At 33.0% G+C, this 19,160-nt stretch carries 18 protein-coding genes; 14 read left to right on the plus strand and 4 right to left on the minus strand.

Going from position 1 to position 19,160, the window contains the following annotated elements; translation table 11 throughout:
• Nucleotides 1–44: 44 nt before the first annotated feature.
• From deoD to HALSA_RS04895, 3 genes are all read left to right on the plus strand, one after another.
• The gene (deoD, locus tag HALSA_RS04885; protein ID WP_013405499.1) at nucleotides 45–743 is read left to right on the plus strand and encodes a purine-nucleoside phosphorylase; all 699 of its coding nucleotides are present in this window, start codon (nucleotides 45–47) and stop codon (nucleotides 741–743) included.
• 246 nt (nucleotides 744–989) lie between these two features.
• Nucleotides 990–1,619: a PAQR family membrane homeostasis protein TrhA gene (gene trhA / locus HALSA_RS04890; protein ID WP_013405500.1), complete on the plus strand. Its 630-nt coding sequence runs from the start codon at nucleotides 990–992 to the stop codon at nucleotides 1,617–1,619.
• A 31-nt stretch (nucleotides 1,620–1,650) separates the two neighbouring features.
• A complete protein-coding gene (locus tag HALSA_RS04895; RefSeq protein WP_013405501.1) occupies nucleotides 1,651–2,745 on the plus strand; it encodes an RNA polymerase factor sigma-54 in 1,095 nt (364 codons plus the stop codon).
• Between the two features lie 28 nt (nucleotides 2,746–2,773).
• On the opposite strand, the gene HALSA_RS04900 is transcribed toward HALSA_RS04895, so the two are convergent.
• Genes HALSA_RS04900 through HALSA_RS04910 form a run of 4 tightly spaced genes read right to left on the minus strand, consistent with a single transcriptional unit; the run spans nucleotide 2,774 to nucleotide 6,637 of the window.
• Nucleotides 2,774–3,880, minus strand: coding sequence for an ABC transporter permease (locus tag HALSA_RS04900; RefSeq protein WP_013405502.1), 1,107 nt, complete (start codon nucleotides 3,878–3,880; stop codon nucleotides 2,774–2,776).
• A gap of 58 nt (nucleotides 3,881–3,938) precedes the next feature.
• Nucleotides 3,939–4,907 carry an ABC transporter permease gene (locus HALSA_RS04905; RefSeq protein ID WP_013405503.1) on the minus strand — a complete coding sequence of 323 codons (969 nt, stop codon included), beginning with the start codon at nucleotides 4,905–4,907 and terminating at the stop codon, nucleotides 3,939–3,941.
• A 5-nt stretch (nucleotides 4,908–4,912) separates the two neighbouring features.
• Nucleotides 4,913–5,122, minus strand: coding sequence for a hypothetical protein (locus tag HALSA_RS12395; RefSeq protein ID WP_049773849.1), 210 nt, complete (start codon nucleotides 5,120–5,122; stop codon nucleotides 4,913–4,915).
• Nucleotides 5,123–5,173: 51 nt separating this feature from the next.
• Nucleotides 5,174–6,637, minus strand: coding sequence for an ABC transporter substrate-binding protein (locus HALSA_RS04910; RefSeq protein ID WP_049773850.1), 1,464 nt, complete (start codon nucleotides 6,635–6,637; stop codon nucleotides 5,174–5,176).
• Nucleotides 6,638–6,935: 298 nt separating this feature from the next.
• Between HALSA_RS04910 and HALSA_RS04915 the strand changes: the two genes are divergently transcribed.
• The 11 genes from HALSA_RS04915 (at nucleotide 6,936) to HALSA_RS04965 (ending at nucleotide 19,092) form a co-directional block, all read left to right on the plus strand.
• Nucleotides 6,936–7,910 (plus strand): helix-turn-helix transcriptional regulator, encoded by a 975-nt coding sequence (locus HALSA_RS04915; protein WP_013405504.1) that lies wholly within the window; start codon nucleotides 6,936–6,938, stop codon nucleotides 7,908–7,910.
• Between the two features lie 126 nt (nucleotides 7,911–8,036).
• Nucleotides 8,037–8,375 carry a phenylpyruvate tautomerase MIF-related protein gene (locus HALSA_RS04920; protein ID WP_013405505.1) on the plus strand — a complete coding sequence of 113 codons (339 nt, stop codon included), beginning with the start codon at nucleotides 8,037–8,039 and terminating at the stop codon, nucleotides 8,373–8,375.
• A 143-nt stretch (nucleotides 8,376–8,518) separates the two neighbouring features.
• Entirely contained in the window at nucleotides 8,519–9,859 is a 1,341-nt protein-coding gene (locus HALSA_RS04925) for a phosphomannomutase/phosphoglucomutase (protein WP_013405506.1), read from the plus strand.
• 43 nt (nucleotides 9,860–9,902) lie between these two features.
• On the plus strand, nucleotides 9,903–10,691 hold the full coding sequence (locus tag HALSA_RS04930) for a nitroreductase family protein (protein ID WP_013405507.1): 789 nt from the start codon (nucleotides 9,903–9,905) through the stop codon (nucleotides 10,689–10,691).
• Between the two features lie 166 nt (nucleotides 10,692–10,857).
• Nucleotides 10,858–11,991, plus strand: a complete 1,134-nt coding sequence (locus tag HALSA_RS04935) for an aldo/keto reductase (RefSeq protein ID WP_013405508.1) — start codon at nucleotides 10,858–10,860, stop codon at nucleotides 11,989–11,991.
• A gap of 60 nt (nucleotides 11,992–12,051) precedes the next feature.
• Entirely contained in the window at nucleotides 12,052–12,945 is an 894-nt protein-coding gene (locus HALSA_RS04940) for a YegS/Rv2252/BmrU family lipid kinase (RefSeq protein ID WP_013405509.1), read from the plus strand.
• Nucleotides 12,946–13,106: 161 nt separating this feature from the next.
• On the plus strand, nucleotides 13,107–14,369 hold the full coding sequence (locus tag HALSA_RS04945) for an ABC transporter substrate-binding protein (protein WP_013405510.1): 1,263 nt from the start codon (nucleotides 13,107–13,109) through the stop codon (nucleotides 14,367–14,369).
• 75 nt (nucleotides 14,370–14,444) lie between these two features.
• Nucleotides 14,445–16,097 carry a glycoside hydrolase family 10-like protein gene (locus HALSA_RS04950; protein ID WP_013405511.1) on the plus strand — a complete coding sequence of 551 codons (1,653 nt, stop codon included), beginning with the start codon at nucleotides 14,445–14,447 and terminating at the stop codon, nucleotides 16,095–16,097.
• A 45-nt stretch (nucleotides 16,098–16,142) separates the two neighbouring features.
• Nucleotides 16,143–16,406, plus strand: a complete 264-nt coding sequence (locus HALSA_RS04955) for a YkoF family thiamine/hydroxymethylpyrimidine-binding protein (RefSeq protein ID WP_013405512.1) — start codon at nucleotides 16,143–16,145, stop codon at nucleotides 16,404–16,406.
• A 301-nt stretch (nucleotides 16,407–16,707) separates the two neighbouring features.
• Nucleotides 16,708–17,844: a CBS domain-containing protein gene (locus tag HALSA_RS04960; protein ID WP_013405513.1), complete on the plus strand. Its 1,137-nt coding sequence runs from the start codon at nucleotides 16,708–16,710 to the stop codon at nucleotides 17,842–17,844.
• Nucleotides 17,845–17,868: 24 nt separating this feature from the next.
• Entirely contained in the window at nucleotides 17,869–19,092 is a 1,224-nt protein-coding gene (locus tag HALSA_RS04965) for a sensor histidine kinase (RefSeq protein ID WP_013405514.1), read from the plus strand.
• Nucleotides 19,093–19,160: the final 68 nt, after the last annotated feature.

Here is a 19,160-nt window from a genome sequence, read left to right on the forward strand (position 1 = left end):
TTATATATAAAAGGGATTATAATAATTACAGGAGGGTAAAATATATGAGTACACACATTAATGCTGAAAAAAGAGATATCGCTGATACTATTCTTCTGCCCGGGGACCCTTTAAGGGCAAAATTTATTGCTGAAACGTATTTTGAAGATCTAAAACAATATAATTCTGTAAGAGGTATGTATGGTTATACCGGGACTTATAAGGGTAAAAGAGTTTCTGCTCAGGGAACAGGAATGGGAATGCCGTCTTTATCAATCTATGTAAATGAGCTGATTAGAGATTTTGGTGTTAAAAACTTGATCAGAGTAGGTTCTTGTGGATCATTAAATGTAGAAGCAAAACTTAGAGACGTTATTCTGGCCCAGGCTGCCTGCAGTAATTCTCAGATGAATAAATTACGTTTTAATGGTAAAGATTTTGCTCCAGCAGCAAGTTTCAAGCTTTTATCTCAGGCACACCAAATAGCAAAAGAAAAAGGGATTAAAGTAAAAGTTGGTACTGTTTTAAGTACTGATTCGTTTTATAATGATGATCAGGATGCCTGGAAAAAATGGAGACAGTATGGAGTTCTAGCTGTAGAAATGGAAACAGCCGAACTATTTACTCTTGCTGCAAGATATGATGTTGATGCTTTAAGTATTTTAACAGTTAGTGATTCTTTAGTTAGTGGTCAGGAAACAACTGCTGATGAGAGAGAAAAAACCTTCACTGATATGATGGAAATCGCTCTAGAGCTTGCCTAACTAAGTTTTTATTAATTTTTTCCAGACTGAAAACTTAGCAATTTATCAAAAAAAACCAAAAATTAAGCCAGTAATAAATCTTCACCGATTATTACTGGCTTTTTTTGCTGAAATTTTAAATTAATAATGTTATAATAATAATTAACAAGCTCAAGTAGTTTTATTGGCTAATTTGTTATTGCTTTGACTTAAAAAAATAAATATAGTTGATACACTTGTTTAAAGGATTATCTGGAGGTAAATATTATGAAAAAAGAGGAGCGAGTATCATTTTATTCTCACTTTGCTGGTTTTATAATGGCTTTTATAGGTTTAATATTATTGATCTATAGAGCTTTAAACGATCCGGGACGAATTGTCGTGGCAGCTGTATATGGTGTATCAGTTGTATTCTTGTTTTTAGCTTCTTCTCTCTATCATGCTTTTAAAAAAGAAGAAGATGAAAAATCTATCTGGAGAAAATTAGACCATTTTGCTATTTTTGTTATGATAGCAGGTTCTTACACTCCTATAGCCTATCTTTATTTAGATGGTTGGCTGCGTTTGACGATTATCTCTATTCAGTGGGGACTTGTTATTGGTGGTTTTTTCTTGAAATTTCTTTATTTTAAAACTCCCAGAATATTGTATACTATTATCTATATTGCAATGGGCTGGGTAGGTGTTTTTGCTCTACACAGATTATTTACTGAAATGCCTACCTCCTTATTTATGCTAATGTTTGCTGGAGGTCTATCTTTTACAATAGGAGCAGTATTTTATATTATTAAAAAGCCAAATAGTAATCCTAATTTTGGTTTTCATGAGATTTTTCATTTTTTTATATTAGCTGGTGGCTTATTTCATTATTTAATGGTTTTTTTTGCTCTAGGTTAATTTTCAAAATAATTTTTAAGGAGAAAAATATATGCAGCTTGACTTTGACTTAAATCTAGAACAAAAACAGGAGCTGGTCTTAACTCCTAAATTACAGATGGCGATTGAAATTCTGCAGTATAGCAATTTAGAATTAAAAGACTATATCGAGGAAGAAATGAAAGAAAATCCTCTCTTAGACATGTTAGAGGCTGAAAAAGAAATGGATTATAGGCAATCTAATTTCAATGTTATTGAAAAAGATAGGATACAGTATGAGAACTTTGTAGCTTACAGGCCGGATTTTTGTGAATATCTTGAAAATCAACTTTTTGAAGTTTTATCTGATGAACAAATAGAACTGGGCAAATTTATTGTTGGTAGTTTAAATCAGTCTGGCTGTTTATCCATAGAACCTGAAAAAATTGCAGAAATCTTATCTAGAACTGAAAAAGAAGTATTAGAAGTCTACGATAAAATAAAAGAACTGGATATAAAATCAGCAGATGATTTAAAAAACTGCAGCACAGAATATATTGATCCTGATTTAATAGTTAAAGAAAAAGATGGTGATTTTGAGATTATCTCAAATGATAAATCATATCCTACCCTAAGGATTAGTTCGTATTATTATAACCTGCTCAAAAATCAGGATGATGAAGAGATAAGTGATTATTTAAAAAGAAAGTATCAGTCTGCTATCTGGTTGATGAAAAGTATTGAGCAGCGCAGAGAGACGATTAGAAAGATTGTCGAAACCATTGTTGAAAAACAGAGGGATTTTTTTAAAAAAGGTTTAAAACATCTTTATGTGATGACCATGGAAGAGGTAGCTGAAGCAATTGATATGCATGAGTCTACCGTTAGCAGAGCAACAACCTCAAAATATTTGCAAACTCCCCATGGTATATTTAGTTTGAAATTGTTTTTTAATAGTGGAATCAATAATATTTCTTCGGTCAGTATCAAGGCAATTATCAGTGAAGAGATAGCAAAGGAAGATAAAAACTCACCCTTAAGTGATAGTAGTTTAGCAGAAATATTAATGACAGAATATTCACTTGATATTTCAAGAAGAACTGTTGCTAAATACCGCAAATCACTTGGCATACCATGTTCGAGAAAAAGAAAGAAGAATTTTAAATAAATAAAACTCTGTCAGCAAAGACAGAGTTTTATTTATGTTTAGGGTCTAAAGCATCTCTTAAACCGTCCCCAAGGATATTATAACTTAATACGGTTAGAAAAATAAAAAAACCGGGTAATAATAACCAGGGGAAGTCACTGATTTTTGTAATGTTTTGTGCTGCAGTCAACATATTGCCCCAGCTTGCCGAAGGCTCCTGAATCCCAAGGCCGATAAAGCTCAAACCACTTTCCATAATTATATAACCGGGAATCGCAATTGTAGCTCTAATAATTACATAAGTAGTAGTTGCAGGTAGAATATGTCTGGCAATAATCCTTTTGTCTCTAGCACCCATCGCTTTTGCAGCAGCAATATATTCTTTTTCTTTTACAGATAAAACCATACCTCTAATTACTCTGGCCATTCCTGCCCAGCCTTGAAAAGCCAGGATAGAAATAATTAAAAAGAAACGAAAACCGGATGAGATCTCAACCGGAAGAACTGCTGCCAGGGCCAAAAGTAGATAAAAGCTTGGAATAGACATAATAACTTCAACAATTCTCATTACTAAATTATCAAGCCAGCCTCCATAATAACCTGAGATACCACCGATAATTAGACCAAAAAAAGTAGTGATAAAAATTGCTCCAAAACCGACAAAAAGCGAGATCCGACCTCCATAGAGGATCCGGGTAAAAAGATCTCTGCCATAATTATCACTTCCAAGTAAAAAGATCGGTATATCACCTTCTACCTGAAAAAAATGAAGATCAGTGTTAATAACACCAAACAGTTTATATTCATCACCTCTGGCAAAGAACCTGACGGGATATTTTTTCTCATCATTGATTTCATAGTCTGCCCAACCTCTAACTTCTGTTTCATAGATAAAAGGAGACCGAAAACCATCTTCATCTCTAAAATGAACTTTGGTTGGAGGATGAAAAAATTTATCTTTAAAATTCCTATTAGCAGAATAAGGAGCAAAAAAGGGTGCAAATATTGCCAGTAAATATAAAAATAAAATTAAAAAAGCTGCACTGACAGCAAATTTATTTTTTTTAAATTTTTTCCACTTCTTTTTCCACAAAACATTATTAGAATTTCTATTATTTTTTTTTCGTTTTTTGCTGCTAGTATTTATTTTCTTCATTTAAACACCTCAAAATTTGATATGAGTGTGTTTCATCTTCAAAAATATTATAAGTATTTTAACTATAATGAATACGAGGATCATTAAGAGCTAATAATAAATCAGCAATTAAATTACCTATTACAAGCATCAAACTGCCCATCATTAAACCTGCCATAGCTAGATAGAGATCTTTTGATCTTACTGCAGTCAGCATCAGATTACCAAGTCCAGGCCACCCGGTTACTATTTCAGTTAAAGCTGCACCACTGAATAAAGAGCTGAGCTGGAGTCCAAAAATAGTTATCATTGGATTGATAGCATTGCGAACGGCATGTTTGTTAATTACAGTACGTTCTTTAAGACCTTTAGCCCTGGCTGTTCTGATATAATCACTGTTAATAACATCTAACATCTGACCCCTCATCTGTCTCATTATAGTTGCAGTACCTGCTGAACCAAGGACAACAGTTGGTACAATTAAGTGTCTTAAAATATCTATAATTTGCTCTCCTGGTGTCATAAAATCATGCATTATACTTGTCATCCCACTTACAGGTAATGGTATATTATATCTTACAATTAAAAACAATAACAGCAGAGCAAAAAAGAAATTGGGGATAGAAAGTCCTATAAATGCCAGCACACTAAAGAGATTATCAAGTATATTATAACGATGAGTGGCCGAATAAATTGCAATCGGAATTGCGATTACCCAGGCGAAGATCATCGCAGATAATGATAGAATTAGAGTGTTAAAAAGTCTGCTGCCGATAATTTGTGTTACAGGAACTCTATAACTAAATGACTCACCTAAATTACCCTGAAGTATTTGACCCAGCCAGGCAAAATACTGGGTCACTACTCCTTCGTTGAGGCCGAAATCTTCTTTCATATTTTCGATCAATTCCTGTGAAATATCTGGATTCATTCTCATCTGATCCAAATAATTGCCTGGCGAAAGCTGCATAATAAAAAAGGAAAGCATCGAAATCGCCAGCAAAAGAGGAATTACAATTAAAATTCTTCTTAATATATAAGTTTTCATATTAATTAATTCTCCAGATATAATTCATAAATGTTCCAGAGGACTCCACCATAAGCAGTTGTTTCAGTGTTTTTAAGATTATCTCGAACAGCATAAATATTATTTGGTGTAACAGTATAAATAACAGGCAGTTTTTCAGAAATTATTTCCTGAAACTCATTATAATATTCTACCCTTTCTTCAGTTTCTACTGTAGAAACTCCTTTTTTAAACAATTCATCTATTCTAGCTTCCCATTCGGTTGCTGGTTCTTCCTGAACTGGATTTCACATATGGAGATGACCATGTGAAGGCCAGACATTAGCACCTGCATGTGGTTCAACCCCACCGGTTAGACCGATTAATATGCTGTCATAATCCCAATCACTGCTCATGTGGCTGGTCAACCTGTTAAAATCGATTGGATTAGAATTAACTTTCATCCCCAGTTCTCTTAATTCATTTGCAATAATATTAAGTAATGTTTCTCTGGCTTCATTACCGGAATTTGTGAGCATATTAAATTCTACCCTTCTGCCATCCTGATCAATTAAGTGTCCATTATCATTCCAGCTAAAACCACCTTTTTCTAGTTCTTCTCTCGCTTTTTCTAGGTCATAGGGATATTTTTCTACATCTTCATTCAAAAAGACTTTATTGGGTGCGCTAATTGGACTCCACTGCTTACTGCCCTGACCTGCTAAAGCCTGATTAATCATAGAGTTTTTATCCATCGAATAGGCAACTGCCCTTCTAAAATGAAGATTTGTAAACCAATCATATTTCCAGGGCTGTTTTTCTAAATTTGGATTACGAGGATTCATATTAAAAACCAAAAAATTTGTGCTAAATGATGGCCCACCATCTATAATCGAAAAATTACTTCTTTCTGATTGCTGTTTAAGCCTATTATAATCTATTCCTCTGACACCAAGAATATGAGTTTCTCCTCTTTCAAAAAGCAGAGCTTCAGTTTCCTGACTGCCAACTATAATTCTTACCCATCTATCAAGATAAGGCAGTGTTCTTCCTTCAGGATCCTGCCGCCAGTAATGTTCATTTTTTTCCATGACAATTCTTTCGCCATTTCTGTAGTCAGCAAGCTTGTAGGGGCCGGTACCGACTATTTCGGATGGGTCGGTATTGATCCCCCAGGTAGAATTAAAGTTACCATTCTGCCATGGTTCATATAATTTATGTTTGGGTAAAATTGATAAAGTCATACTGTTTAAAAAGGGCGCAAAAGTTGAGGGTAGTTCAAATTCTACCGTGTATTTATCAATTTTCCTGTATTCTGGAAACTCTCCGTCAATAATCAAACCATCTCTAGCACTGGTAGGAATATCTCTATCACTTATCAAATCAAAGGTAAAAATAACGTCATCAGCGGTAAATTCATGCCCATCATTCCATTTGACACCTTCTCTTAAATAAAATCTGTATGTTTTTCCATCTTCACTAATATCCCAATCTTTGGCCAGACGGCTCTCAATTTCTGTGGTTATTCCATTTCTTCCAACAAGACCTTCAAAAATATAACCATCTGTAACTTCGCTGGAAGAGGTTTCTTTTGCAATCAAAGTATTAAAAGTTTTTGGATCACCTAATAAAGTTGTTATCAATGTACCACCATGATTGCCCTGATCTCTTTGCGAAATCCAGGGATCTTCTAATTCGATATTGTCTGCAGCAGCTAATATTGCAAAATTAAAAAGTAATATAATTGTAAGAATAAATACCATTTTTTTCATTTTCGACTCTCCCTTATAGTTTAATTGAGAAATACTTCTTAATAAAATATATTCTAGTTATTGAGGTGATTTCCTGCAAAATCACAGTTTAATTTACATTATTCGCGTTAAATCAAGCGATATTAGCAAAATGAAAGAAATCAAGCCATTAATTTTCAAAAGTTTTTAAAAATAAGCAAAGAATACTAAATTATAGAGGGGAATTAGATTTTTTAATGAATATTATAATTAGAGACCTATATTATGCTCTAATAGTTACTAACTGCTTATTAAAAAACTGTAGAGGAGAGTATTGCTGATGGCAGATAAGAACAGGATATTTAGAATAATTAAAATCATGATGCTATTAAATGAATCATATAATAGCTGGAATGCAAGAAAAATAGCAGATTATTTTGGTATTTCAATTAGAACCTTTCATCGAGATAAAAGCTTAATGGAAGAACTGGGAATTCCAATCTATTATGACCACAATTTAAAATGTTATAGAATTCTAGATAATTTTAGATTGAAAAGTCCGGATTTAGATAAAGAAGAAACAGAAGCTGTTTTTTTAGCTGCTAAAGAATATCAAAATAGGAATTTTCCGATGAAGACAGAACTAGAATCTGCTCTTGCTAAAATTTTTAATTCTTTACCAGAATACTTAAAGGGGAGTATTGGCAGCTATATTAAAAATTATGAAATAATCTCTGCTCCCTTTGTAAAACTTGAAAAGCACCAGCAGAAATTCAATAAAATAAAGGAAGCGATGAGCAGCAATCTTCAGATAATGGTTAAATATTATTCTATGAGTAGTGATGAAATCAGGGAGAGAAAACTTAACTGCTACAACCTGTTTTTTAATAATGGTGCTCCCTATCTTTCTGCATACTGCCACCTCAGGGAAGAAACAAGGTTTTTTAGAATCGATAGGATTAAGGAGATAGAATTATTGGCTGAGGAATATCAGATTCCAGAAGATTATTCTTTAGATAATGAGCTGGCAGCTACCTGGGGAGTTGAGCAGGGGAAAGAAGATCTTGCTTTAAAGATCAAGTTTAGCGGTAGAGCGGCAAGATTCGTCCCTGAATATCACTGGAGTGATAAACAAAACATTGAAAGGATAAATGACAATGAAATAATATTTTCTATAAAAACGAGCAGCAAAGAAGAGATTAAAAGCTGGATATTAAGTTTTGGTTCAGATGCAGAAGTTCTACAACCAGCTAGCTTGAAAAAAGAAATTGAGGCTGAGATAAAAAAGATGCTAAAAATATATCAGCATAATTAAATAACCCTTTATCTTTACTTAAGCTGACTTTTTGCAAGAAAATTAAAAATATCATATAATTAAACTGTTGATAAAAAGCTGTAATTAATTTTATGTTTTAAAAAATATTGAGGGAGGCTGATACTATTGCCTTATTTAAAAGTACAGACAAATCAAAAAGTTAAATCAACTGAAGATTTTATTAAAAAATTATCCAAAGAGAGTTCAGAGGCTCTATCAAAACCAGAAGATTATATTATGGTGGTTTTAGAAGCAGAAAAACAGATGAGTTTTGCTGGAAGCTCAGAGCCCTGTGTTTTCATGGAAGTTAAAAGTATTGGGCTAAAAAAGTCTATGACAGAGGGTCTATCAGAATTTTTATGTAAATTTGCCGAAAAGGAGTTAAAAGTTAATCAGAACAGGGTATATATTGAATTCAGTGATGCTCCAGGCAAGATGTGGGGCTGGAATGCTGGTACTTTTTAAAGATCGGCAGCACTTTAAGGTGCTGCTTTTTTCGTTATTAACAAGGAATATTTGTATATTTATCGAATATTAATAATATAGAGACAGCTTATAATTATTAATTAAAAAATAATAGATATATTTTCATCAGAGGGGGCGGTAATTTGAAAGCATTTAAAGCTTATGATATTAGAGGAGTTTATAATAAAGATTTTAATAAAGAAGATGTATATAAAATAGGGTATTTTTTACCCAAACTACTGGCAGCAGATAAGGTATTAGTTGGTTATGATGATCGTGAATCAACTCCAGAGCTTTTTGAAGCCCTAGCAAAGGGTATAACCGATCAGGGAGCTGATGTATATAAAATAGGTTATGCTACAACTCCGATGGTTTATTATGGTACAGCTAAACATAATTATAAAGCATCAGTTATGATTACCGCATCACATAATCCTCCTGAATATAACGGATTAAAGATATCTCGCGAAAATGCTCTTCCGGTTGGCTATGATTCCGGATTAAAAGAGTTAGAAGAGATGATAGCACAGGAAGAGGTAAAAGCGGTAGGTAAAAAGAAAAAGGGTAATATTTTAGAACATGATATAAAAAATGAATATCTAGAATTTTTAAAAGGTTATTTACCAGATCTTTCAGAACTAAATCTGGCCATTGATGTTTCAAATGGAATGGCAGCAATATTAACAGAGCAAATTTTTGGTAAAGAACCTCATTATCTATATAATGAGCTTGATGGTAGATTCCCAAATCATGAAGCAAATCCCTTAAATCCAGAAAATAGAGAAGATGTGCGGAAACTACTTTTAGAAAAGAATTCGGATTTAGCTTTGATCTTTGATGGAGATGGAGACAGGGTAATGTTTTTAGATGAAAATGGCGAATTTATTGCTCCTGATTTAATAATTGCCCTGCTGGCAGAATACTTTATAAAACAGGGTAAAGGTAAAACAATTTTATATGATATTAGAACCTCCTGGTCAGTAAAAGAGCATATCGAAGATTTGGGTGGAAGTACCCATATGTGGAAAGTAGGTCATGCATATGCAAAACTAAAATTAAGAGAAATTGATGGGATCTGTGGTGGAGAACTGGCCGGCCATTATTATTATAAGGATTTCTTTTATTGTGATTCAGGAATGCTGACTGCTTTAATAGTTTTAAATGTAGTTGCCAGATTAAAAAAAGAAGGGAAAAGTATTTCTGAGTTAATAGCTGAGCTTGATAAATATGCAAATTCAGGTGAGGTTAATTTTAAAATCGAGTATAAACAGGAAGTAATGGAAAAATTAAAGGAACATTATTTAAGCACAAAAGAACCAGAAAGATTTTTCGATTTTGATGGTTATAGAATTGAGTATGAGAACTGGTGGTTTAATGTGAGACCGTCTAATACTGAACCATATTTAAGGTTGGTTGTTGAAGCTGAAAATCAGAAGCTGTTAGATGAAAAATTAGCTGAGATCAAAAGTATCATGAATGTTTAAATTTTATTTAATAAAGAGACTTCTTTAGAAAGGAGCGGGTTTTATGCATATCCCAGTCAAAGAATGGTATAATGCAGTTCAGACGAGATATTCTCATCAAAAATTTTCCACAAAAAATATTAAGGCCTATACTCAAAAAACGCTGGAGAATACTATTTATTCACTCAATCAGGTATATCCTGAAGTGAGGTTAGAACTTTACAAAAGTTCAATTCAAGATATTTTACCTGCCTTAAACGGTAAATATGGTAATTTTACTGATAGTCCGGCATTTTTGGCTATCATTATTAAAGATGAAGGCAAACATCGCTGGACAAAAGCAGGTTATATTGGTGAGGCTGCAATACTTGAGGCAACTGCTGATGGTTTAGGAACCTGTTGGATTGGAGCAAATTTTGTACAAAGAAAATCTTTGATTAATATTAATCTCCAGCCTGGAGAACAGTTAATTGCAGTTAGCCCTTTAGGATATTCATCTGAGGGTTATAGTTTTACCAGGCACTTTATCTCTAAACTCTTTCCAAATCGAGATCGCAAAGATTTAGAGCTTCTCTGTCCAAATGGCTATAATGATGAATGGCCTGGCTGGGTAAAAAATGCAATCCAAACAGCCAGAGCTGCTCCTTCCAGGTTAAACAGACAGCCATGGCGTTTTTATTATGGAGATGACAGGATTGTCGTTGACTGTGCAGGTGAACCAAGTGAATATAAAAGGCTTGAGTGTGGAATAGCCCTTCTGCATATTCAAATTGGAGCTATGGATGGTGGGGCAGAAGGGAATATAGAATTCGGTGAAGTAGGACTTGCTTCTTTTGTAAAGAAACATTATTAGATAAATATTAGATAAATTATTAAATAAAATCTTCTAAACCGCAGATGAAAAATATACTGCGGTTTTTTTAAATTTAATTAAAATACTCAAGATAAATAAAGAGGATTTAAAGTACTTCTCTTGAAATATATAAAATAAGAAATAAAAAATTTTTGGAGGTCAAATAATGCAGTATAGAGATATGGGAAGTTTAAATATAAAGGTTTCCGCATTGGGCTTTGGAGCGATGCGTTTACCAATAATCGATGATGATTCAGCTAATATTGATAAAAAAAGAGCTGCTCAGATGATCCGTTATTCAATTGATAAAGGAGTTAATTATATAGATACCGCCTGGCCCTATCATCAGGGGGAAAGCGAAAAATTAGTGGCAGAAGTTCTTAAAGATGGCTATAGAGATAAAGTTTATCTTGCCACAAAATTACCTATCTGGGAAGTAGAAACAAAAGCAGATCTTGACAAATATTTAAATCAGCAGCTGGAAAAGCTAGAAGTTGATTATATTGATTTTTATTTATTACATGCTCTCAACCAACAAAGATGGGAAAAGGTAAAAGAGCTTGAAATACTTGAGTGGCTGGAAGAGAAGGTCGAAGCAGGAAAAATAAATTACATTGGTTTTTCTTTTCATGATAGTTATCAGGTTTTTTCTGAAATACTGAATGCCTATCAGTGGGATTTCTGTCAGATTCAATATAATTATTTGGATACAGAATATCAGGCTGGTAAAAAAGGGCTTAAAGAAGCCTATGAAAAAGATATTGCTGTTATAGTTATGGAGCCACTAAGAGGAGGGTGGCTTGCTCAAAAACCTCCTCAGAATGTAAAAGACCTGTTTAAAGAAAAAAATAAAGAGTGGAATGCTGTTGAATGGTCATTACACTGGCTCTGGAGTCAAAAAGAAGTAGCACTTGTTTTAAGTGGTATGAGTAATTTCGAACAGGTAAAAGAGAACATCCAAATTGCTGAAGAATCTGAGATTGGACTTTTAAACGAGTCAGATTTTGAAATGATGGCAAAGGCAGCAGAAAAAATGAGAGGACCCATTAGCTGTACAAGGTGTGAGTATTGTTTACCCTGTCCGGAAGGAATTAATATCCCCAGGATTTTTTATCTTTATAATAAGGCTATATTATTGGATGAGGCTGAGAAAATGGCAGAAAAATATTATAAGCTAGATGAGGAGACAAGGGCAGATAATTGTATAGAATGTCAACAGTGTGAACCTGCCTGTCCTCAAAACCTGGAAATTATCGAACTATTAAAAAAGACAGAAAAGTTTTTTGCTGAGTATCGTTAATAACAAGGTAAAAATTAAAATATTGCTTTAATTTGAATTGTTTTAGGAGTTGATCAGATTTTGGGAAATAAAGTTAAATTTATTTATAATCCTGCTGCAGGTGACAGAAGTGTGATTAGATATCTGGATACTTTTTTTGAAAAATTTCAGTCAGCAGGTTTTAAATTAGATGTATATAGAAGTATGGAAGAAGGCGATTTTAGTAATGGACTTAATGATTTAAGCAAAGAGTATAAGGCCATTATAATTGCAGGTGGAGATGGTTCTGCAAGTAATGTTATTAATATTATGCAGCAGAAAAATATTGAACTCCCACTGGGCATTATCCCCACCGGTACGGCCAATGATTTTGCCTCATATATTGGCATGAGTGAAAATATAGAAAGAAGTATCGATATTATTTTAAACTGGAATATTAGAGAAGTTGATATTGGAAAGGTAAATGATAGATATTTTCTTAATGTATGTGCAGGTGGTATTATATCTAACATTGCCCATCGTACAGAAACAGAGATGAAAAATCGTTTGGGTAAAGTAGCATATTATCTCTATGGCTTAAAAGAATTGCCCAATATTAAACCCATGTCTTTAAAGATTACAACTTCTCAAACAGAAATCAGTGGTAATTATTTAGCCTTTTTTATATTTAACAGTAAAGATGCTGGGGGTTTTAAAAACATAGCCCAGTTTGCATCTATTGATGATGGACTTTTTGATCTAATTGCAGTTGAATCTGCTAATATTATAAAGATAAGCTCTGTTATTGCAGATCTTTTACAGGGTAAAAATATTAACGATGAAAATATTTTTTATGTTCAGGATAACTATTTTAAAATTGAAAAAACCGATACAAATATACAGACAGATCATTGTGATATAGATGGAGAAAAGGGGCCAGAATTCCCCCTGGAAATAGAATTGCTGCCAAAAGCTCTAAAAATTATTAGTGCTTGAAGGAGTGATTTTTGCAGGAATATAATTAATTATCTCTAATTATATTATATGTATTTATAATATTGCATATAATTTTACCCTGCTGCCAGGTAAGAGCCTCTCTAAAGTGAGAGGCTTTTATCATCTAAAGAATTTAAAATAATTTTAGGTGGAGGCATAAAATGTTTAAGCAAAGTAAAAAAATAATCTTTTTAACTTTAATCTTAGTTTTTTTCTTTAGTATTTATACAAGAGCAGAAACTCAGATAGAATTCTGGACCATAAATTTAAGCCCCCAGTATGATCAGTATTTCCAGGATAAAATTGCTGAATTTGAAGCTGAAAACCCAGATCTTAAAATTAAATGGGAGGATATAAGTTTTTCTTCAATTCAGCAGCAGTTAAGACAAAAAATTTCTGAGGGTAATCCACCTCAGGTGGTTAACCTTTCTCCCCAATTAATGTCAGCTCTGGTTTATGAAGATTTATTATATCCGGTCTCAAATTTTGAGAAAAATTATAAATCAGAATATTTTGTAAATTTATGGGAATCTAATAATTATGATGGTAAAATATATGCTTTCCCCTGGTATGTTAGTTCGCGAATAATGGCTTATAATAAAGAGATTTTTAAGATTGCTGGATTAGACCCTGATGATTTTCCCAAAAGTCAAAAAGAATTTTTTGAGACTGCCCACAGAATAAAAGCAGAAAGTGGAGTTTATGCTTTTATGCCTCAACTGCAGATCCACGAAGAATTCATAAAAGCTGGTCTTAATATTTTTGAATTAAATAATGATAAACCTCAGGTTGCTTTTAATAATGATCAGGCAGTCGAAATAGTTGCAGAATATCAAAAGCTAGCTCGGGAAAGTGTTATACCGGCTGATAGTCTTAATTCTTCTTTTAACATTGCTTTAGACAGATATTTAAAAAATGAACTGGCTGTTTTAATTACAGCACCACAGTTTTTAAAAGAGATAGAAGCAGAATCAGATTATCTAAAAGATATGACAGCTTTAGCTGTTCCACCAGCCGGAGAAGGAGAGTTGATTAATGCTTCTTTGATGAATCTGGTCATTCCTAAAGCTGCTGAAAATAAATCGGAGGCAGCCGATTTTGCAGCATTTATAACTGGAGCAGAGGCACAGCAAGAATTTGCTAAAATCACCGGTTTACTACCTTCAGCAAAAGGAGCAGTTAATGTTGATTTTTTTGCTGATACTGATCAATTAGAAAATGAAGACATATCGTTAAACGATCAGGCAAGATATTTAATGGCAAAAGAACTTGAAAATATGGCTGATATGACCCTGATTATTGAAAATTCTTCTGCTTTAACTAGAGCTATGAATGAACAATTTGCTAGAGCTTTTTCTGATAAAATAACCGCTCAAGAAGCTGTAGATTTTATGGAGCAGCGTTTCTTGGAGATTTTAGATTAAGATAATATTTTTAAATAGCTTATTTTAAATATTAATTATTTTGACAAAAAAGTATAAGATGCAAAGGAGTATAAGATGAAAAACTTTAGCTTTAAGCTTATAATTTTTTTATTGATTTCAATAATTTTAATTTTTACTTATAATACAGCTGCTTATTTTAAAGCTGAAGAATACAGGCCGATTTTATTGGAAATCAGAAGGGCTGAAAGATCAATTAGAGAAGCAGAAAATAAGCTTGAGCAGGCAGAAAATAAATTTATTTTAATTGATAAAAATTTAACTGCAGAGATCCAGGCAGAGATTGAAGAAAATTATCAGTTGATGATAGAAGCCTATCAACAAAATAATGATCCGGTATTGAAAAAAAATGCTGATAAAGTGGTAGAGCAGGCAGAACAACTGGCCTTAACAGCTGTAGAATCCAGGGAAGTCCAGTTGAGAGCTTTTTGGCTTGACAGCAGAACTTTAGCTGAAGCCGGAAGTAGAGAGGGTATTCAGGAATTATTGGACCTAGCTGCTCAGGCTAATTTTAATGTTATTTTTCCTGAAATTTATTTTAAAGGTGAATCTATAATTCCCGATAATGAGTTAATTAAACAGGATGAGAGATTTAAAGACTGGGAAGAAGACCCGCTTAAAGTTCTGATAGAGGAAGCTCAGCAGCGGAATATTGAAGTTCACGGCTGGGTCTGGGTTTTTAATGAAAATACCGCCGGAGAAGCAGGACCTATACTTAAGCAAAACCCAGAATGGGCTAATAAAAATAGGGCAGGAGATTTTATAACTTATCATAATACCAGCTGGCTTAGTCCTGCTCGTGAAGATGTAAGAAAATATCTCCAGCAGAGATATATCTATCTGGTAGAAAATTATGATTTAGATGGAATAAATTTAGATTATATTCGCTATCCAGATGAATATCATGGCAGTTTTGGTTATGATCAAAAAAATATAGAATTATTTATAGAAAAAACAGGGATTAACCCCTTCAATATTGAAGATAATACAGAGGCAGAAACACAGTGGAATAGATTTAGAGAAAGCTTAATAACTAAAATGGTTAGAGAAACAGCTCAGCTTTTAAGAGAAGTTGATCCAGATTTAAAATTATCGGCAGATGTATTACCAGGACTCACAGAAGCCAGATATCGTTCAATGCAGGATTGGGGTTTATGGCTGGAAGAGGGTTATTTAGATTTTGTGCTGCCAATGACCTATACAGAAAATATGTTTTCTGAATTAGAGAGATGGATTAAAAATGATAGACAAAGGCTGTCTGAACCTATTTATCCCGGAATAGCAGTTTTTATGTTAACGGAAACTCAACTTTTAAGACAGATAGAGGAAATAAACGCTCTAAACCCTAATGGGCTTTCACTTTTTGCAGCAGCCCATTTAAAAGAAAAGGATTTTGAAGTTTTAGCCCGGGGCTTATTTAGAGAAAAGGCTTTACTGGCTGAAAATGATAAAAACAAAGCTCTAAACCAGCTTAGTGATGGTATAATTAATAGATTAGAGCTGATAAAAAAGGCAGATAAAATAAAAGCAGATGACAAAAAAATCATAGAAAAATATTTAAGAGAAATTATAGAATCTGATCAAAAAAATTATAGTGAAGAAAATTTTTTAAATTATTTAGAACAAAAGTCTATAACTTTAACAGCTCAGATTAAAGATGTTTTAATAAAGGACCTCGATTATCTTAATGATATTTTAACTTTATATTAATATTTTGCTTAAAAACTTCAGAAAAACCTGGGAAGGTGTTATAATATGAGTAAAGCTCAAATAATTTCCTGTCAGATATCATTTTACCCTCTTTATACTGAAAAGGTTAATGATGCTGTCAAAGAAGTCATCAAGTTGATTGAAGATTCTGAACTACAGAGTGAAAGTAATTCTCTTTCCACAAATATTTTTGGGGAAAGTAAGCAGGTATATGATTTACTTGCCAAAATAACAGATTTTATGGCAGATAAAGAAATTAAATTTGCCATGAACTGTAATATTTCAAACAGCTGTGGCTGTGAAATTTAAAAGAATGATTTCAAGTAGTTAATCTTTATCTCGGAGTATCCAAAAATAACAATTTTAGTGGAAAATACTGTTTATAAAAAAATCTTCATAAAATAAAAAGTGATAGAGAAATAGCAAATAATATTTTTCTTAACAAATTTAATGATGATATCAGTCTTTTTATGCAAAGTAAACAGGGATTAGTAATTATTTTGGGCTGTAGTCACAAAGGTATTATCAATATTGTTGAAGAAATAATAAAGAAGAGCGGAGATAAAATTAAATTTGCAGGGGTTGGTGACAGTATATAGGAGGAGATTTCATGAATATAACTTTTGATTTAGGTGAGTTATTCGGTATTCCTATCAAAGTACATTTAAGTTTATTGATCATTCTTCCCTTTTTTGTCTGGGCTTTTGGTAGTAATTTTATCTACTTAGCAGAACAGACAGATATCGCAAGAAGAGAATTGATTTTAAACCCCTATATACTTGGTGCAATAATGGCTACCTTGCTTTTTATGAGTGTTTTAGTTCATGAACTCGCACATTCACTTACTGCAAGAAGTAAAGGTGTCAAAACTAATGATATAACCCTTGTTTTATTTGGTGGAATGGCTAATATAGAGGATTTTTCTGATAAGCCAAATGATGAAATAATAATTTCTGCCAGTGGCCCCTTATTGAGTTTAGTGATTGGTTTGATTCTGGTTCCAGCTGCAAATCTTGCTCCAGAATTTTTATTAGAAGATATTAGATTAATTATTCTTTATACAGGTCAGTTGAATATAATTTTAGCATTGTTTAACTTACTGCCGGCTTTTCCAACTGATGGTGGAAGAATTTTGAGGGCCTTTATAGCTAAAAAACATTCTTTAGCAGAGGCTACCGAGATTGCTTCTAGAATTGGCAAAATTTTTGCAGTAGCCTTTGGTATTTTGGGTTTAATGAGTGGTAACTTGCTTTTGGTTCTGATTGCTTTATTCATCTATTTTGGTGCAATGCAGGAACACAAATACAGTGTCATTAAATCAGCTCTTTCCAATTTGAAAGTAAAAGATTTAATGACCAGGGATGTAAAAACTGTACCGGTAAATATTAGTGTCCATCGCTTGATAGAAAAGATGTTTGAATGCAAACATTCAGGTTTTCCGGTTGAGCGAGATGGGAAAATCGTCGGGATGGTTACAATGGAGGATGCCCGAAAAATTCCTCAAGAAGAATACAGTAATACACCTGTCCAGGCTATTATGACAAAAGAAATACACAGTGTAAAAGCAGATGACGAATTATATGAGGCTTTTAAACTTCTCTTCCAAAAAGATATCGGGAGACTTCTGGTAATGGATGGTCAGGAACTTTTAGGTATAATTACCCGTTCTGATGTTATGACCGGGATTAGAGTACAGCAGTTAGAAAATATAAAACGAGAAAATGATGATCAGCTTTTTAGTAATTAAATATGCTAATCAATTTTTAGGAGGATGATTAAAATAAGATACGATTATGATTTGAGTGAAGTAATAAATATAGATGTACTTCAGAGTATTCAGGATAAATTTGCTGAAGCAACCGGTTTAGCAGCTGTTATTGTTGATCGTGAAGGTATTCCAGTAACTAACTGCAGTAGGTTTACATCTTTTTGTAAAACAATTCGCTATTGTGAAAAGGGTTTTCAGAAATGTACTCTATCTGATTCTCAGGGTGGTATCAGAGCAAAAGAAGAGGGTAAATCTGCTCCCTATGTATGTGAATCTGGTCTAATAGATATGGCGGCTCCTATTATTTTAGAAAATCGTTTTATTGGAACTATCCTTTGTGGGCAGATAATATTAGAAGAAGATGGAAGAGAAAAAACCCTGCAGCGGGTTAAAGAAAGAACTAAGGATATTGATATAGATTTTGAAACGATCAAAAGAAAGTTTAATGATATAGAAGTTCTACCAAAAAGTAGAATAGTTGCTGCAACAGAATTTCTCTCTATAACGGCTAACTATATTGCAGAAATGGGTCTGGCAAATATTTATCAGCAGGAATTACTGGAAGAATCAAGATCCAGAAGACAGCTTGAAGAACATTTAAGAACAAAAAAATTGCAAATTTTACAGTCACAGGTTAATCCTCATTTTCTATTTAATGTTTTAAATTCTATTGCCAGACTTTCGTTGATAGAAGGAGCATCTGAGACAGAAGACATGGTTTATGCCCTCTCAGATTTACTAAGGTATAGTTTGAGAAATGTAGAAGAAGTTGTTAAATTAGAAGAAGAATTAAACTGTGTTAAAGATTATATAACGATCCAGAAAAAAAGGTACAAAGATAAATTTGATTTTGATATCGATATTGATGAGGATTTACTGGATATTAATATTCCTTTATTGACCATCCAACCATTACTAGAAAACTCTATCATCCATGGATTTAAAGAAAAGTCAACCGGAAAGGTTAAAATCAAAGCAGAAAAAATGGATAATATGATCAGTATTTCTGTGATTGATGATGGTTTAGGGATGAAAGATAATTACACAAAAGAACTTTTAAGTTCTGCTGGCAAAAGCAAAGATAAGATTACCAGCCATATTACAGGAATTGGAATCAATAATGTTCATCAGAGATTAAAACACTATTTTGGTGAAGAATATGGCCTGGAAATAAAGAGTGAGCTCAATAAAGGAACCGAGGTTAAGATTAATTTACCAGGAGAGTAATCTAATGATTAACACAATTACAATAATTAAATGCTGAAGCTAATATATATAGAAGTGATTGGAGGGTA

This window comes from Halanaerobium hydrogeniformans (assembly GCF_000166415.1).
Lineage (GTDB): Bacteria > Bacillota > Halanaerobiia > Halanaerobiales > Halanaerobiaceae > Halanaerobium > Halanaerobium hydrogeniformans.

What these genes read in the sequence shown, in the direction of transcription:
- deoD (WP_013405499.1), top strand. Translation starts at nt 45, where the DNA reads ATGAGTACACACATTAATGCTGAAAAAAGAGATATCGCTGATACTATT.
- trhA (WP_013405500.1), top strand. Translation starts at nt 990, where the DNA reads ATGAAAAAAGAGGAGCGAGTATCATTTTATTCTCACTTTGCTGGTTTT.
- HALSA_RS04895 (WP_013405501.1), top strand. Translation starts at nt 1,651, where the DNA reads ATGCAGCTTGACTTTGACTTAAATCTAGAACAAAAACAGGAGCTGGTC.
- HALSA_RS04900 (WP_013405502.1), bottom strand. Translation starts at nt 3,880, where the DNA reads ATGAAGAAAATAAATACTAGCAGCAAAAAACGAAAAAAAAATAATAGA.
- HALSA_RS04905 (WP_013405503.1), bottom strand. Translation starts at nt 4,907, where the DNA reads ATGAAAACTTATATATTAAGAAGAATTTTAATTGTAATTCCTCTTTTG.
- HALSA_RS04910 (WP_049773850.1), bottom strand. Translation starts at nt 6,637, where the DNA reads ATGAAAAAAATGGTATTTATTCTTACAATTATATTACTTTTTAATTTT.
- HALSA_RS04915 (WP_013405504.1), top strand. Translation starts at nt 6,936, where the DNA reads ATGGCAGATAAGAACAGGATATTTAGAATAATTAAAATCATGATGCTA.
- HALSA_RS04930 (WP_013405507.1), top strand. Translation starts at nt 9,903, where the DNA reads ATGCATATCCCAGTCAAAGAATGGTATAATGCAGTTCAGACGAGATAT.
- HALSA_RS04935 (WP_013405508.1), top strand. Translation starts at nt 10,858, where the DNA reads ATGCAGTATAGAGATATGGGAAGTTTAAATATAAAGGTTTCCGCATTG.
- HALSA_RS04945 (WP_013405510.1), top strand. Translation starts at nt 13,107, where the DNA reads ATGTTTAAGCAAAGTAAAAAAATAATCTTTTTAACTTTAATCTTAGTT.
- HALSA_RS04950 (WP_013405511.1), top strand. Translation starts at nt 14,445, where the DNA reads ATGAAAAACTTTAGCTTTAAGCTTATAATTTTTTTATTGATTTCAATA.
- HALSA_RS04955 (WP_013405512.1), top strand. Translation starts at nt 16,143, where the DNA reads ATGAGTAAAGCTCAAATAATTTCCTGTCAGATATCATTTTACCCTCTT.
- HALSA_RS04960 (WP_013405513.1), top strand. Translation starts at nt 16,708, where the DNA reads ATGAATATAACTTTTGATTTAGGTGAGTTATTCGGTATTCCTATCAAA.
- HALSA_RS04965 (WP_013405514.1), top strand. Translation starts at nt 17,869, where the DNA reads ATGATTAAAATAAGATACGATTATGATTTGAGTGAAGTAATAAATATA.